The sequence below is a fragment of the Micromonospora sp. WMMD1082 genome (assembly GCF_029626175.1).
Lineage (GTDB): Bacteria > Actinomycetota > Actinomycetes > Mycobacteriales > Micromonosporaceae > Micromonospora.
In genome coordinates this window covers 5,724,550-5,736,510 of record NZ_JARUBM010000002.1, presented here as the reverse complement: position 1 = coordinate 5,736,510, position 11,961 = coordinate 5,724,550, and the positions used below count along the sequence as shown (strand labels likewise).

Annotated in this window: 13 protein-coding genes; 7 read left to right on the top strand and 6 right to left on the bottom strand. The window is 74.6% G+C overall.

All coding sequences use genetic code 11. The features are described from left to right. The first annotated feature begins 4 nt into the window (after positions 1-4). Positions 5-241 carry a hypothetical protein gene (locus tag O7615_RS26415; protein ID WP_278180486.1) on the top strand — a complete coding sequence of 79 codons (237 nt, stop codon included), beginning with the start codon at positions 5-7 and terminating at the stop codon, positions 239-241. 61 nt (positions 242-302) lie between these two features. Here O7615_RS26415 and O7615_RS26410 read toward each other — a convergent pair whose 3' ends face one another. The 3 genes from O7615_RS26410 to O7615_RS26400 are packed head-to-tail and all read right to left on the bottom strand — an operon-like array spanning position 303 to position 3,387. After that, positions 303-653, bottom strand: coding sequence for a DUF3140 domain-containing protein (locus O7615_RS26410; RefSeq protein WP_278180485.1), 351 nt, complete (start codon positions 651-653; stop codon positions 303-305). Beyond that, positions 653-820: a hypothetical protein gene (locus O7615_RS26405; RefSeq protein ID WP_278180484.1), complete on the bottom strand. Its 168-nt coding sequence runs from the start codon at positions 818-820 to the stop codon at positions 653-655. The genes O7615_RS26410 and O7615_RS26405 overlap by 1 nt, the downstream gene beginning before the upstream one ends. Positions 821-834: 14 nt before the next feature. Next, positions 835-3,387, bottom strand: coding sequence for an ATP-dependent Clp protease ATP-binding subunit (locus tag O7615_RS26400; RefSeq protein WP_278180483.1), 2,553 nt, complete (start codon positions 3,385-3,387; stop codon positions 835-837). Between the two features lie 147 nt (positions 3,388-3,534). Here O7615_RS26400 and O7615_RS26395 point away from each other — a divergent pair, with 147 nt between their 5' ends. The 5 genes from O7615_RS26395 (at position 3,535) to O7615_RS26375 (ending at position 8,613) form a co-directional block, all read left to right on the top strand. Further along, positions 3,535-3,924, top strand: a complete 390-nt coding sequence (locus tag O7615_RS26395; protein ID WP_278180482.1) for a hypothetical protein — start codon at positions 3,535-3,537, stop codon at positions 3,922-3,924. Between the two features lie 148 nt (positions 3,925-4,072). Further along, positions 4,073-4,333, top strand: a complete 261-nt coding sequence (locus tag O7615_RS26390; protein WP_092379879.1) for a hypothetical protein — start codon at positions 4,073-4,075, stop codon at positions 4,331-4,333. A gap of 8 nt (positions 4,334-4,341) precedes the next feature. Beyond that, positions 4,342-5,286 carry a hypothetical protein gene (locus tag O7615_RS26385; RefSeq protein ID WP_278180481.1) on the top strand — a complete coding sequence of 315 codons (945 nt, stop codon included), beginning with the start codon at positions 4,342-4,344 and terminating at the stop codon, positions 5,284-5,286. Beyond that, entirely contained in the window at positions 5,279-7,948 is a 2,670-nt protein-coding gene (locus tag O7615_RS26380; RefSeq protein ID WP_278180480.1) for an FtsK/SpoIIIE domain-containing protein, read from the top strand. Before O7615_RS26385 ends, O7615_RS26380 begins: the two co-directional genes overlap by 8 nt. Continuing rightward, positions 7,945-8,613: a hypothetical protein gene (locus O7615_RS26375; RefSeq protein WP_278180479.1), complete on the top strand. Its 669-nt coding sequence runs from the start codon at positions 7,945-7,947 to the stop codon at positions 8,611-8,613. The genes O7615_RS26380 and O7615_RS26375 overlap by 4 nt, the downstream gene beginning before the upstream one ends. 77 nt (positions 8,614-8,690) lie before the next feature. Here O7615_RS26375 and O7615_RS26370 read toward each other — a convergent pair whose 3' ends face one another. Both O7615_RS26370 and O7615_RS26365 read right to left on the bottom strand, forming a co-directional pair. After that, positions 8,691-9,953, bottom strand: a complete 1,263-nt coding sequence (locus tag O7615_RS26370) for a cupin domain-containing protein (protein WP_278180478.1) — start codon at positions 9,951-9,953, stop codon at positions 8,691-8,693. Positions 9,954-9,962: 9 nt separating this feature from the next. Further along, the gene (locus O7615_RS26365) at positions 9,963-10,205 is read right to left on the bottom strand and encodes a hypothetical protein (RefSeq protein ID WP_278180477.1); all 243 of its coding nucleotides are present in this window, start codon (positions 10,203-10,205) and stop codon (positions 9,963-9,965) included. A gap of 127 nt (positions 10,206-10,332) precedes the next feature. Between O7615_RS26365 and O7615_RS26360 the strand changes: the two genes are divergently transcribed. Then, a complete protein-coding gene (locus O7615_RS26360; RefSeq protein WP_278180476.1) occupies positions 10,333-11,184 on the top strand; it encodes a PIG-L deacetylase family protein in 852 nt (283 codons plus the stop codon). Between the two features lie 60 nt (positions 11,185-11,244). On the opposite strand, the gene O7615_RS26355 is transcribed toward O7615_RS26360, so the two are convergent. Then, positions 11,245-11,673: a DUF2267 domain-containing protein gene (locus O7615_RS26355; RefSeq protein WP_278180475.1), complete on the bottom strand. Its 429-nt coding sequence runs from the start codon at positions 11,671-11,673 to the stop codon at positions 11,245-11,247. Positions 11,674-11,961 lie beyond the last annotated feature (288 nt).

Genomic DNA, 11,961 nt, shown 5'->3' with positions numbered 1-11,961 from the left:
CGGTATGACCGACCTCTATCCCGCCGCCGACGACCGTGAGGTACTCCGTCGGGCGGCCGCCGCGCACACCACCGCCGTCCGGGAAGTCGAGGCGTTCCTGCGCCGGTTGCCGGAGGTGCCCGACCCGGCCATCCTGGCCGAGTACGCCGCCCTGCTCACCCGCGAGGAGCAGACCCGGGCCGACCGGCAGGCCGCCGCGGACGCCGCCGGGCTGGCCATCGCCAGCCTGGAGTCCGAGTAGTCGGGGGTGGACGTGCGGGTACCCCCGGCGCGGTGGGCGGCGCCGGGGGTACCCGCGGACGTCACCGCTCGACGAGCACGTCGTGACCGAGGTCGAGCAGGCGGTGCCGCCACTCGTCGTCGGCGTTGCCCCGGCCGGGCTTCGCCGCCGTCAGCGACCGGATCCGCTCGACCGCGTCCCGCATCACCTCGACGTCCTCGGGCGTCAGGTCGACCTTGCGCTTGCGCAGCACGGCGAGGATCTGCCGACCCGGTTCCGGCAGGTCCAGGTCCGGATTCGGGCCGAACGCCTCCTCGCCGGAGCCACGGGTCAGCAGCCACTGCCGCAGCTGCTCGGACGGCACGTTGACCTCGGCGTGGAAGTCGTCCCACAGCACTTCCACCTCGGGGTCGAGTCGCTGCTCGCGTACCATCAGCCCTCCTCTCCGGGGGGCGTACCGGGTGTCTCCGGATGCCCCTCGTCGGTCTGCCCGACCAGTCCCTCCGCCGGCACCTGGACCCGGGAGGGGTTCGCCGTCGGCGGGGCCACGATCGGGTCGGTGCGGTCGTCGTCGTCCCGGGTCTCCTCCGGTTCGGTCATCTGTACCCCTCAGGTCAGCGGGGATGCGAGGTGGTCGCCCTGGCGTGACCGCGCCCGGCGGCCACGTCGAAGGTGAGCCGACCGTCCCGGGCGTCGACGGTGACCCGTTGGCCGGGCGACACCTCCTGCTCCAGCAGCATCCGGGACAGGTGGTTGTCCACCTCCCGCTGGATGACCCGGCGCAGTGGCCGGGCGCCGAACTCCGGCTGGTAGCCGTGCTCGGCGAGCCAGTCGATGCCGGCGGTGGTGAAGTCCACCTCGATGTCCTGCGCGTGCAGCCGGCGACGGGTCTCCTCCAGCAGCAGCTCCGTTATCTGGCGCAGCTGCTCGGCCTCCAACCGGCGGAAGATGATCACCTCGTCGATGCGGTTGAGGAACTCCGGGCGGAAGTTCTCCTGCAACCGGCGCATCAGCCGCTCCCGCAGCTCGTCGCTCTCCTGCGCGCTACCGGGCTCGCCGGCGCCGAAGCCGACCGCGCGCTGGGCGCCGGTGATCAGCTCGGAACCCAGGTTGCTCGTCATGATCAGGACGGTGTTCTTGAAGTTGACGGTGCGGCCCTGACTGTCGGTCAGCCGCCCGTCGTCGAGCACCTGCAACAGGATGTTGAACACGTCGGGGTGGGCCTTCTCGATCTCGTCGAGCAGCACCACCGCGTACGGCCGGCGGCGGACCGCCTCGGTGAGCTGGCCGGCCTCCTCGTACCCGACGTAGCCCGGCGGCGCGCCGACCAGCCGGCTGACCGTGTGCCGCTCCTGGAACTCGCTCATGTCCACCCGGACCATCCGGTCCGACTCGCCGAACAGCGCCTCGGCCAGGGCCCGGCCCAGCTCGGTCTTGCCGACCCCGGTCGGGCCGAGAAAGAGGAAGCTGCCCATCGGCCGGTTGGGGTCGGCCAGCCCGGTACGGGAGCGGCGGACCGCCTCGGCGACCGCGGTGACCGCGTCGTCCTGCCCGACGACCTTCTCGTGCAGCTGGCCCTCCAACCGCAGCAGCCGGTCCCGTTCCTCCTCGGTGAGCTGGCTGGCCGGGATGCCGGTGGCCCGGGAGACCACCTCGGCGATCTCCTCCGGTCCCACCTCCGGCACGTGGTTGCCCCCGCCGTCGTCGCCCCGGGCCCGCTTCACCTGCCGCTCCAGTTCGGAGACCCGGTCGCGCAGCGCGGAGGCGCGTTCGTACTGCTCGTCGGCGACCGCCTGCTCCTTGTCCCGGCGCACGTCGTCGAGCTGCTGTTCCAGGTCCCGCACGTCGGCGTCCGGGGTGCGGGTACGCAGCCGCACCCGGGCGCCGGCCTGGTCGATCAGGTCGATCGCCTTGTCCGGCAGGAAGCGGTCGGTGACGTACCGGTCGGACAGCTCGGTGGCGGTCACCAACGCCTCGTCGGTGAAGCGCACCTGATGGTGGGCCTCGTAGCGGTCCCGCAGGCCACGCAGGATGGCCACGGTGTCCTCGACGGTGGGCTCGGGCACGAACACCGGCTGGAAGCGCCGGGCCAGCGCGGCGTCCTTCTCGATGCTGCGGCGGTACTCGTCCAGCGTGGTCGCGCCGATCACCCGCAGCTCGCCGCGGGCCAGCGCCGGCTTGAGCATGTTGGACGCGTCCATGCCGCCCTCACTGCCCGCACCGCCCGCGCCGACCAGGGTGTGGATCTCGTCCAGGAATATGATCAGCTCCTCCCGGTGGGACCGGATCTCGTCGATCACCTTCTTCAGCCGTTCCTCGAAGTCGCCCCGGTAGCGGGTGCCGGCGACCAGCCCCGCCAGGTCGAGCTGGACCACCCGCTTGCCGAGCAGCGTCTGCGGCACGTCGCCGTCGCAGATCCGCTCGGCCAGGCCCTCCACGATCGCGGTCTTGCCGACGCCGGCCTCGCCGATCAGCACCGGGTTGTTCTTGGTCCGCCGGGACAGGACCTCCACCGCCTGCTCGATCTCGTCGGCCCGCCCGATCACCGGGTCGATCTGGTCGTTGCGGGCCAGGTCGGTGAGGTCCTGGCCGTACTGGTCGAGGGTGGGCGTGCCCCGGTCCGGCCGGGGACCGGTGGTCGGTCCGCGCTCGGCGTTGGCGGCCTGCAACGACTCCGGCTGGATGCGCCCGGCGGCGAGCATCCGGCCGGCCGGCGACTCGGGGTTCAGCGGCAGCGCCATCAGGATGTGCTCGGGCCCGATGTAGTTCGCGCCCATCGCCCGGGACAATTGGTGTGCGTCGAGCAGCGCCCGCTTGGCCGCCGGGGTCAGCGACAGGTTGGGCGGGACCTCGCCCTGCGGGGCGCCGTCGCCCCGCCCGCCCAGGGCGTTGACCAGGGTGTCCGGATCCGCGCCCGCCCGCCGGACCAGGTCACGCAGCGGCTCGCGCTGCAACGCCGCCCAGAGCAGGTGGTCGGTGTCCAGGTCGTTGCTCTGCTTCTGGGCGGCCCGGCGTGCCGCATCGGCCAGCATCTCGCGTGCGTCGGCGGTCATCAGCCGGGTGATGTCGACCCGGTGCGCCGGGCGCCGTCCGCCCTCGCCCCGGCCGAAGTACCGCGCGAGGAACTCGTCCCACGGGTCGGAGCCGAAGTCTCCGGGTCCAATCATGTCTGTCCTCCGCGGTCGGGCGCGAGACGGTCGGCACGGGCTACCCAGCCCTCGGCCGGACAAACGCCACCGCCGCGCGCCCACCGACCGGGCCGGCGGGCGTGTCGCGGACCGGCGGTCCACCTCACCGGGTGGCAGGCTGTGCGGATGGACGGGACGCCGCTGCTCATCGTGGACGCTGCCAACGTGGTCGGTTCGCGCCCGAACGGCTGGTGGCGCGACCGGGCCGGGGCGACCGCCCGGCTGCGGGACACGCTGGTCCCGCTGGGCGGGCGGGGCCTGCCGCCGGACCTGCCGCCGCCCGTCGAGGTGGTGCTGGTGGTGGAGGGCGCGGCCCGGGGCGTGCCAGAGGTCGACGGGGTACGCGTGGTCGCCGCCGACGGTTCCGGCGACGACGCCATGGTCGAGCTGGTCGCGCACGCCGGGAACCGGCGCCGGGTGGTCGTCACCGCCGACCGCGCGCTGCGCGGCCGGGTCACGGCGCTCGGCGCCGAGGTGCGGGGCCCGCGGTGGCTGACCGACGGTGGCGGTGGGTGACAGATCGCCCACCGGTCCCACGAATCGGACTCGGGACGCCAGTGGTCGACAACCGGTCAGCGGGGCAGGAACACTGACAGGGCTCATGTTCTGTCCCCTACCGGCATAGGCTCTAATGGAGTCCTCCCCGCCCCCAGGAGGTTCCCGCGTGGCGAGCGTCGCCGAGCTCAAGGCAGCCATCGATGTCGCGCTCCAGCAGATCGGTGACGGTCAGAGCGCCGTGCAGGCCGCCGGCGAGAAGCTGGCCGAGGCGCAGCAGACCCTCGCCGGGGCGCTGGAGGGCAGTGGCCACACCACAGTCGAGGCGGCGCAGGCGTCGCTGACCCAGGCCAGCCAGGAGCTGGAGGAGTGCCTCGCCGCGACGCTCGTCGCGGTCGAGCAGGCCCAGCAGTACGTCTCGACGCTGTAGGGGCGGGCGTGTCCATCGTCGAGGAGGTCGGCGCGCAGGTCCGGGCCGCCGCCGAGGAGCTGCCGCTGGGTCTGCTGGGGCAGGCGCTGGAGAAGTTCGGGCTGGCCAGTGAGCGGCTGCGCTGGGTGCGTCAGGAGTCGGCCAATCCGATGGGCGTGCCGGAGCTCTCCGCCGCCACCGAGCACGCCGAGACCGCCGGGTACGCGCTGCGGGTGGCCCAGGAGCAGTTGACCGCGTACCTTGCCGCGATCGGGCTGGCTCCCGACGGCGCGCCACCGGCCCCCGGGCAGCCGGAGCGCCGGCCGGTGCACGACGCGCCGGGGGCGGTCGAGCCGGTGGCCGGCGCGCCGGAGCCGGCGGGCGAGGTGCGGTTACGCCGCTGGTGGTCGGTGCGGGTGGCGGAGCTGACCGGCGGGCGGGAAGGTCCGGCCGGGGAACCCGACGAGCGGATAGCCGACTCGCGGGAGCTGCTGCACCGGGTGGTCCGTGGGGTCCGCGCCGGCGACCGCGACCGGCTGCACCGCGACCTGCGCGGCGCCCACGCCGACGTCGGGCTGGGCCTGGCCGCCGTGGCGCCGCCGCTGCTGCGCAACCTCGCCGGCGAGCTGCTCGGCCATCCGCCGCGCGGCGACGACCTGGCCCGGCTGCACCGGGAACTGGACGGCCGGGTCCGGGACCTGCTGCCCGGCCTGCCCGCACCCGTGCTGGACACCCTGCTCACCCGGGTCTGCCGGATGCCCCCACCCCGGCGCGGCGACGACGAGCAACGGCCGCACGCCGCCGATCCGGCGGTCACCGCCGGGGTGCTCACCGGCGTCCTGCTCGACCGCCTCGGTCGCGACCTGCCCGCCGACAGCGGACGGAAGGGCCCGCTACCAACGCCGGAGGCGGTAGAGGGCGCCCCTTCTAACACCAACGGCGGCAGCCTGCCGGGGCGCGGGATCGATGGCTGACCGGCGTGGCCAGCTGGTCACCCGGGTCCGGGAGCTGCTCGCCGAGGCGCTCGGCGCGTCCCGTGCCCGGTCGGCGGCGGCCCAGGTCGCGCTGGCCGCCGCGCGGGAGCGGTCGGTACGCGTGCGTCGCGCCGCCGCCGGCGTACCCGAGCGGGTGGGCGCCGAACGCGACCACCGCCTTGCCGAGATCGACTCCCGGCACGCGTCGCGGCTGGCGGTCCTGGGGCGGCGGGCGGCCGAGGCCGCGGTCCGCGAGGCGCCCGGTGCGGCCTCGGCGGACTGGCCGGCGTGGCGGACCACCCCGGCCGACCGGGCCGAACCGCCGGGTGCGACGCGGATCGGCACCGTCCGGCTGGCCGGCACCGAGCCGGTACCGGCGCTGGTGGCGCTGCTCGACGGCGGGCACGTGGCCCTCGACGGGGACGCGGAGGGTTGCGCGGCGGTGGTCTCCGCGCTCCTGCTGCGCAGCCTGGGCCGGGCCGCGCCGGGCAACGTGCGGCTGGTCGGCTACGACCCGGACCGCCTGGGTGGCGGGCTCGCCGGGTTCGCCCCGCTGGGCACGGCCGGGCTGCTCACCTTCGTCGGCCCGGGTGGCCTGGGCCGGCTCCTGGACGACCTGGTGGAGCAGATCCGCCGGATCAACGAGACCGTCCTGGCCGGCGAGCACGCCTCGCTGCGCGAGCTGGCCGCCGCCACCGGTCGCCGCCCGGAGCCGTGGCGGGTGGCGGTGCTGCTCGGCGGGGACGAGCTGTCCCGGCACGAGCGCGGTCAACTCGACCGGGTGGTACGCGCCGGAGCGGCCTGCGGCGTACACCTGATCGTGCGCGGTGTGCCGCTGCCCGAGGATCCGACGGTCACCCGGGTGGTGGTGGCCGCCGACGGTGCGCACGTCGGCGGCCTGCCGGTACGCCTCGACCCGCCCCCGCCGGCCACGCTGGTCACCGAGACCTGCCGGGACATCGCCTCCGTGGTCAGTGCGGGCCCGGCGCCGACCCCGTTCACCGACCTGCTGCCCCCGGCCGACCAGATGTGGCGGGAGGACTCGGCGACCGGGCTGACGGCGCCGATCGGCGAGGGACCGCAGGGCCGGCCGGTGCTGCTGACCCTCGGCGACTACCCGCCGCACGCGCTGATCGGCGGGCCGTCCGGCACCGGGAAGACGAACCTGATCTTCGCCTGGATCGGCGCCCTCGCCGCCCGCTACTCCCCTGCCGAACTGGAGTTCTACCTGCTGGACTTCAAGGAGGGGGTGTCCTTCGCCCGGTTCGCCCAGGGCCGGCGCGACCCGAGCTGGCTGCCGCACATGCGGCTGGTCGGCATCAACGTGAACACCGACCGGGAGTTCGGCCTGGCGCTGCTGCGGTTCCTGGCCGAGGAGCTGCGCCGGCGGGCCGACGCGGCCAAGAAGCACGAGGTCACCAAGCTGGCCGAGCTGCGCGCGGTGGATCCGGGCGGGCACTGGCCCCGGATCGTCGCGGTGGTCGACGAGTTCCAGATGCTGCTGGCCGGTCGGGACGCGGTGGCCCGGGAGGCGGCCGACCTGCTGGAGGACCTGGCCCGCCGGGGTCGCTCGCAGGGCATCCACCTGGTGCTGGCCTCGCAGGACGTGCGCGGCATCGAGGCGCTGTGGGGCCGTCCCGCGCTGGTGGCCCAGTTCACCCTCCGCATCGCGCTGCCGAAGGCGCTGCGGATCCTCGCCGAACGCAACGACGCCGCCCAGTCGCTGCCGCGTCACCACGCGGTGGTCAACGCCGAGTCGGGCCTGACCGAGGGGAACCAGGTGGCCCGGATCCCGTCGGCCAGCGACTGGGAGACCTGGAGCGGCCTGCAGCACCGGCTGTGGCGGATGCGCCCGGCCGAGGCGGCGCCCGCACGTCTCTTCGACGGCGAGGCGATCCCACGGCTGACCGAGGCGCCGGACTTCCGGGCGCTGCGGGCGCCGGAGCTGGGCACGCCACGCAGCCCGGTCGCGCTGCTCGGCGAGATCATCGACGTGCAGGCCCGCTCGGCGGTGCTGCGGCTGCCCCGGGCGCCGGGGCGGAACCTGGCCGTGCTGGGTACCCGGGTCGACGAGGCGTGCGCGGTGCTGGACGCGGCGGCCCGGTCGCTGGCCCGGCAGCACCGCCCCGGCGGTGCCCGGTTCTCCATCGCCTGCCTGGATCCGGATGCCGACCCGGCGGCCCGGGCGCTCTACGCGGACCTGGCCGACGACGCCGCCTGGTACGACGAGGAGACCGTGGCCGAGCTGATGGCCGAGACGGCCACCGGCCTGGGCGCACCCGGTGCCACCGGGGCGCCGCACTACCTGCTGCTGTTCGCCGTCGACGCGGCGTCCGGAACGCTCGGCGCGCGGGTCGGGCAGGCGAGCGGGCTGGAGCACCTGCGCCGGATCCTGCACGACGGCCCCGAACGGCGTACGCACGTGCTGGCCTGGTGGCGCGGGGTGGCCCGGATGCGCGCCGACCTCGGTGGCACGGGCGCCCGCACCGACCAGATCGGCGCCTGGGTGGCACTGGACACCCACGGCGGGGAGCTGGGCTCGTCGTTGTACCCCGGCAGCGGCGGGCCGGACTGGTATCCCCGGCCGTGGCGGGGGCTGTTCTTCGACCGGGCGGTGCACCGCACCGGGCAGACCATCATCCCCTATGGACCGTCACGATGAACGAACCGGTGACCAGCGAGACGTACGCGGCCCAGCTGCGGCGGCTCGCCGAGCTGACCGCCCGGGTGCACGAGCAGCGCGAGGAGGCGCGGATCTGGTACGAGCAGCAGTGCGCCGCCGCCGACCGGGCGGTGGCCGAGTCCGCCGACGAGGTCAACCGGGCCGAACGGGAGGTGCTCGCCGCGCGGGAGGCCCAGGAACGGGTGGACGCGGAGGTGGCGATGCTGGTGCAGGAGCTGAACGCCCGGCTGGGCGGCGGCGGGCGGCGGGCCGGTGCACCGCCGGCACCCGCGCCGGACGCCACCGGCGACCCGGTCGCCCTGCTGGAGGCCGTCCGGGACCTGCTGCGCCGCACCGGGCAACCCGGCGAGCTGCCGGGCAACGTCAACCCGCTGCTGGCGTTGTGCGGCGTCGCCGGGGCGGTGCTGGCGTACGCTCTGGGCGCCGGGGCCCGCGCCCTCGGTGAGCGCAACGACGGTGACCTGGCCGTCGGGCTGCCGGTGTTGGCGCTGGTGGTGACGCTGCTCGGCCCGGTGCTGGGCCTGATACCGACGCGCCTGATCGCCGACCGCCGTCACGCCGTGCTCAGCCCTCGCCCCGTCCTCGTCGTGGTGGCCGCCGGCCTCGCCACCACCCTCCTCCTCCTAACCCTCCCCCTCCCCTGACCCCGCCCCCACACCCTCCCCGTTGATCATGAAGTTAGCGGGGCTTTCCGAGATCAAACCGCACGCTAACTTCATGATCAACGGGGTTCGGGCGGGGTGGGGGTGAGGGCGGCCTCGCGGAGGAGGCGGCGGGTGAGGGTGAGGCGGTCGGCGTCGGTGTCGAGGGCGGGGAGGTCGCCGACGCGGGTGACGGCGCCGGTGAGCAGGGACCGGACGGCGGGCGCGCAGGAGGCAGGCAGGGTGATGGTGCGGTCGAACAGGTGCAGGGCGATCCGCTCACCCTGTTCGGCGAGCTGCCAGCGTAGGCCCGGCCGGACGGTGACCCGGCTGTCGACGTCCAGCGCGGTGATCGCGGCGGCCTGCGCCAGGGGCCGGATCGGTGCGGGGCGCGACGCCGGCCAGGCCCGCTGCCGCAGCCGGGCGGCCACCGCCCCCGGGTCGGCCCGCAGCAGCCAGTCCCGCAGCGCCTCGACGGTCTCGGTCAGCTCCGGCTCGACGGCGTCGGGATCGGCCAGGTCGGTGCCCATCGGCAGGCTGGCCCGCAGCCGCTGGTCCTCGGCGGCCAGCGCGAGCAACTCCTCGACCAGCGCGTACCGGGTCAGGGCCCGCACGCCGACGGTCAGGTGCAGCGAGCTGGACTCCTGCGCCTGTGCACTGTGCAGCCACCCCCGGGGCAGGTAGAGCGCGTCGCCCGGGTGCAGCACCACGTCCAGCGCGGCCGGGCCCTGCGCGGTGGCGGCGACCTCGTCGGCCCGCCCACCCCACGGCTGGCGTTCCAGCGGATCGGGCAGCACCGGCGGGTGGATGCGCCAGTGCTTGCGACCGTCGACCTGGAGCACGAAGACGTCGTGGGTGTCGTAGTGGGTGGCGAAGCCCTGGCTGCCCGGCGGGGTCAGGTAGGCGTTGACCTGCAACGGCTGTCCCACGGCCAGGCTCAGCTCACCGGTGAAGTCGATCAACGCCGGCCAGCTGCGGTGCAGTCCCTGCAGGACCAGGGTGGCGCCGTCGGCGTACAGCTGCAGGACCTTCTCGTCGAGGACCTGGTCGCCGATCTCGGCGCCGGCACCGCCGCCGCCGGTGTACCGCGCCGCCGGCAGCACCTCGCCGTCCCGGGCCACCCGGAGAAACGGTGTACGCAGGCCACGCCGGCTGAGCAACTCGTCGGCGTCGGCGGGGCTGAACAGGTCGGTGAAGCCCGCGGAGTTGGGCAGCTCGTCGGCGCGGGACAGCAGCGGGGTGCGTCCCCAGTGGGCGGCGGCGAACTTCGCCGGCTCCACGCTGACGCACCGGGACAGCACCGCCGGGCGGCCGCGGCCGCCCGGCGGGTCGATATGCGTCACGGCGAGCCGCTACCGGGCGGCGCCGTCGGCGCCACCGTCCTGCTGACCCGGGGTAGCGCCGCCGTCGGCCGGACCCTCCGCGCTGCCGTCGGCACCACCGTCGTGCTGACCCGGAGTGGCGCCGCCGTCGGCCGGACCCTCCGCGCTGCCGTCGGCACCACCGTCGTGCTGACCCGGGGTCGCACCCCCGTCGGCCGGGCCCTCCGGCCCGCCGCCGCTGGTGGTCTGCATGTCATCGTCGTTGAGTGGCATCGTGCTCCCTCGGATGGACCCGCCCCCGCCGGCGTTGGTGGGGTGCGTCGTGCCGCGAGGTGGTACCCCGCGCTCGATCATCTCTAACCACACCGCACCCTCACCGTAATCGCCCGAACCGTCCGGCATGACCGAGTTCACCGCACCGGTGCCGGCGCACCTCCAGTGGCAGGATGGACGCCCTGGCGAGCAGACGGAACGCAAGCAGACGGAGGTGCCGATGACCGAGCCGCTGGAGCCGATGACCGCGCCGTTGGAGCCGGTGACCGAGGACTGGCAGCGCGCCCTGGCGATCGTGGCGCACCCGGACGACCTGGAGTTCGGTGCCGCAGCCGCCATCGCCCGCTGGACCGGGCAGGGCAAGCAGGTGATCTACTGCCTGGTCACCAGCGGTGAGGCCGGCATCGACGGCATGCCCCCGGCACAGGCCCGGCCGGTACGCGAACAGGAGCAGCGGGACTCGGCGGCCCTGGTGGGCGTGGACACGGTCGAGTTCCTGGGCCTGCCCGACGGGGTGCTGGAGTACGGCGTACCGCTGCGTCGGGAACTGGCCGCGGTGGTCCGACGGCACCAGCCGGAGATCGTGATCACCAACAACTTCCGGGCGACCTGGGACGGCGCCGACACGCTCAACCAGGCCGACCACATCGCGGTGGGCCGGGCCACCCTGGACGCGGTCCGCGACGCCGGCAACCGGTGGATCTTCCCGGAACAGCTGACCGGCGACGTCGCGCCGTGGGGCGGCGTACGGCAGGTGTGGGCGGCCTCGTCGCCGCGCTCGGCGCACGGGGTGGACACCACCGAGACGTTCGACAAGGGGGTGGCGTCGCTGCTCGCGCACGAGGCGTACCTGACCGGGTTGGGCGACGGCGGCTTCGACGCCGAGGAGTTCCTGGAGGGCGGCGCGCGCCCGGTCGGAACCCGGCTGGGCGTACGCTACGGCACCTCGTTCGAGGTGTTCCACTTCGACCTCTGGTAGGCCCGGGCGGCGCGGCGGTCGCCGGGTCAGCCGCGAGCCGCCCGCGCCGGTTCGCCCGGATCAGGGCATGATCCGGGCGAGATCCTTGGGCATGGTGTCCTTCACGTCGTCCCACTCGCCCTGCGTGATGTGCCGGCGCAGCGTGTCCAGCACCACCTGGACCACCCGCTCCGGGCCGCCCTGCACGTCGTACGGGAAGCCCTGACGGACCTCGTAGAGGAAGTCGTCCCGGTTGAGTTTGACCGGCACGTCCTGCGGCTGCCAGCCGTCGAAGTAGATGCCCCGCACCACGACCGGCAACTGGGCGGAGAACTCCACGCTCTCCTGCACCGGCATCCGGTCCCGCAACAGGTGCAGCACGGTACGCAGCGCCGCGTACGACTGGTTGCGTTGCTCCTTCGGCCACCCGTACGCCTGCTCGATGTCCTTCAGGATCAGGTTGGTCTTGTCCATGGAGGACTCGATCGCGGACTGGAACTGCTCAGCCATCTGTCCACCCCCGTAGGTCGGTCTCCCACCGTCGGTCGTCGTGGCGTCGCGGCGGACCCACCGGCCCGCGCCGCGCCCGGATCGGACTGGCCCACCCGGCGCGCGCTACCCGCCGGCCCTGGTCGGACCTGCCGACGACATGCAGCACCGCGCTCCGCCGGCGCGTCCCCACCCGATCCGTCATCGCCCGTCACCTCCGTGGCGCTACCTTGCCCCCACCCTCGCCCCTCCCCGGGTGACCCACCCTCACCCCACCAGGATGAACCCCACCCCAGCCCACCCCAGCCC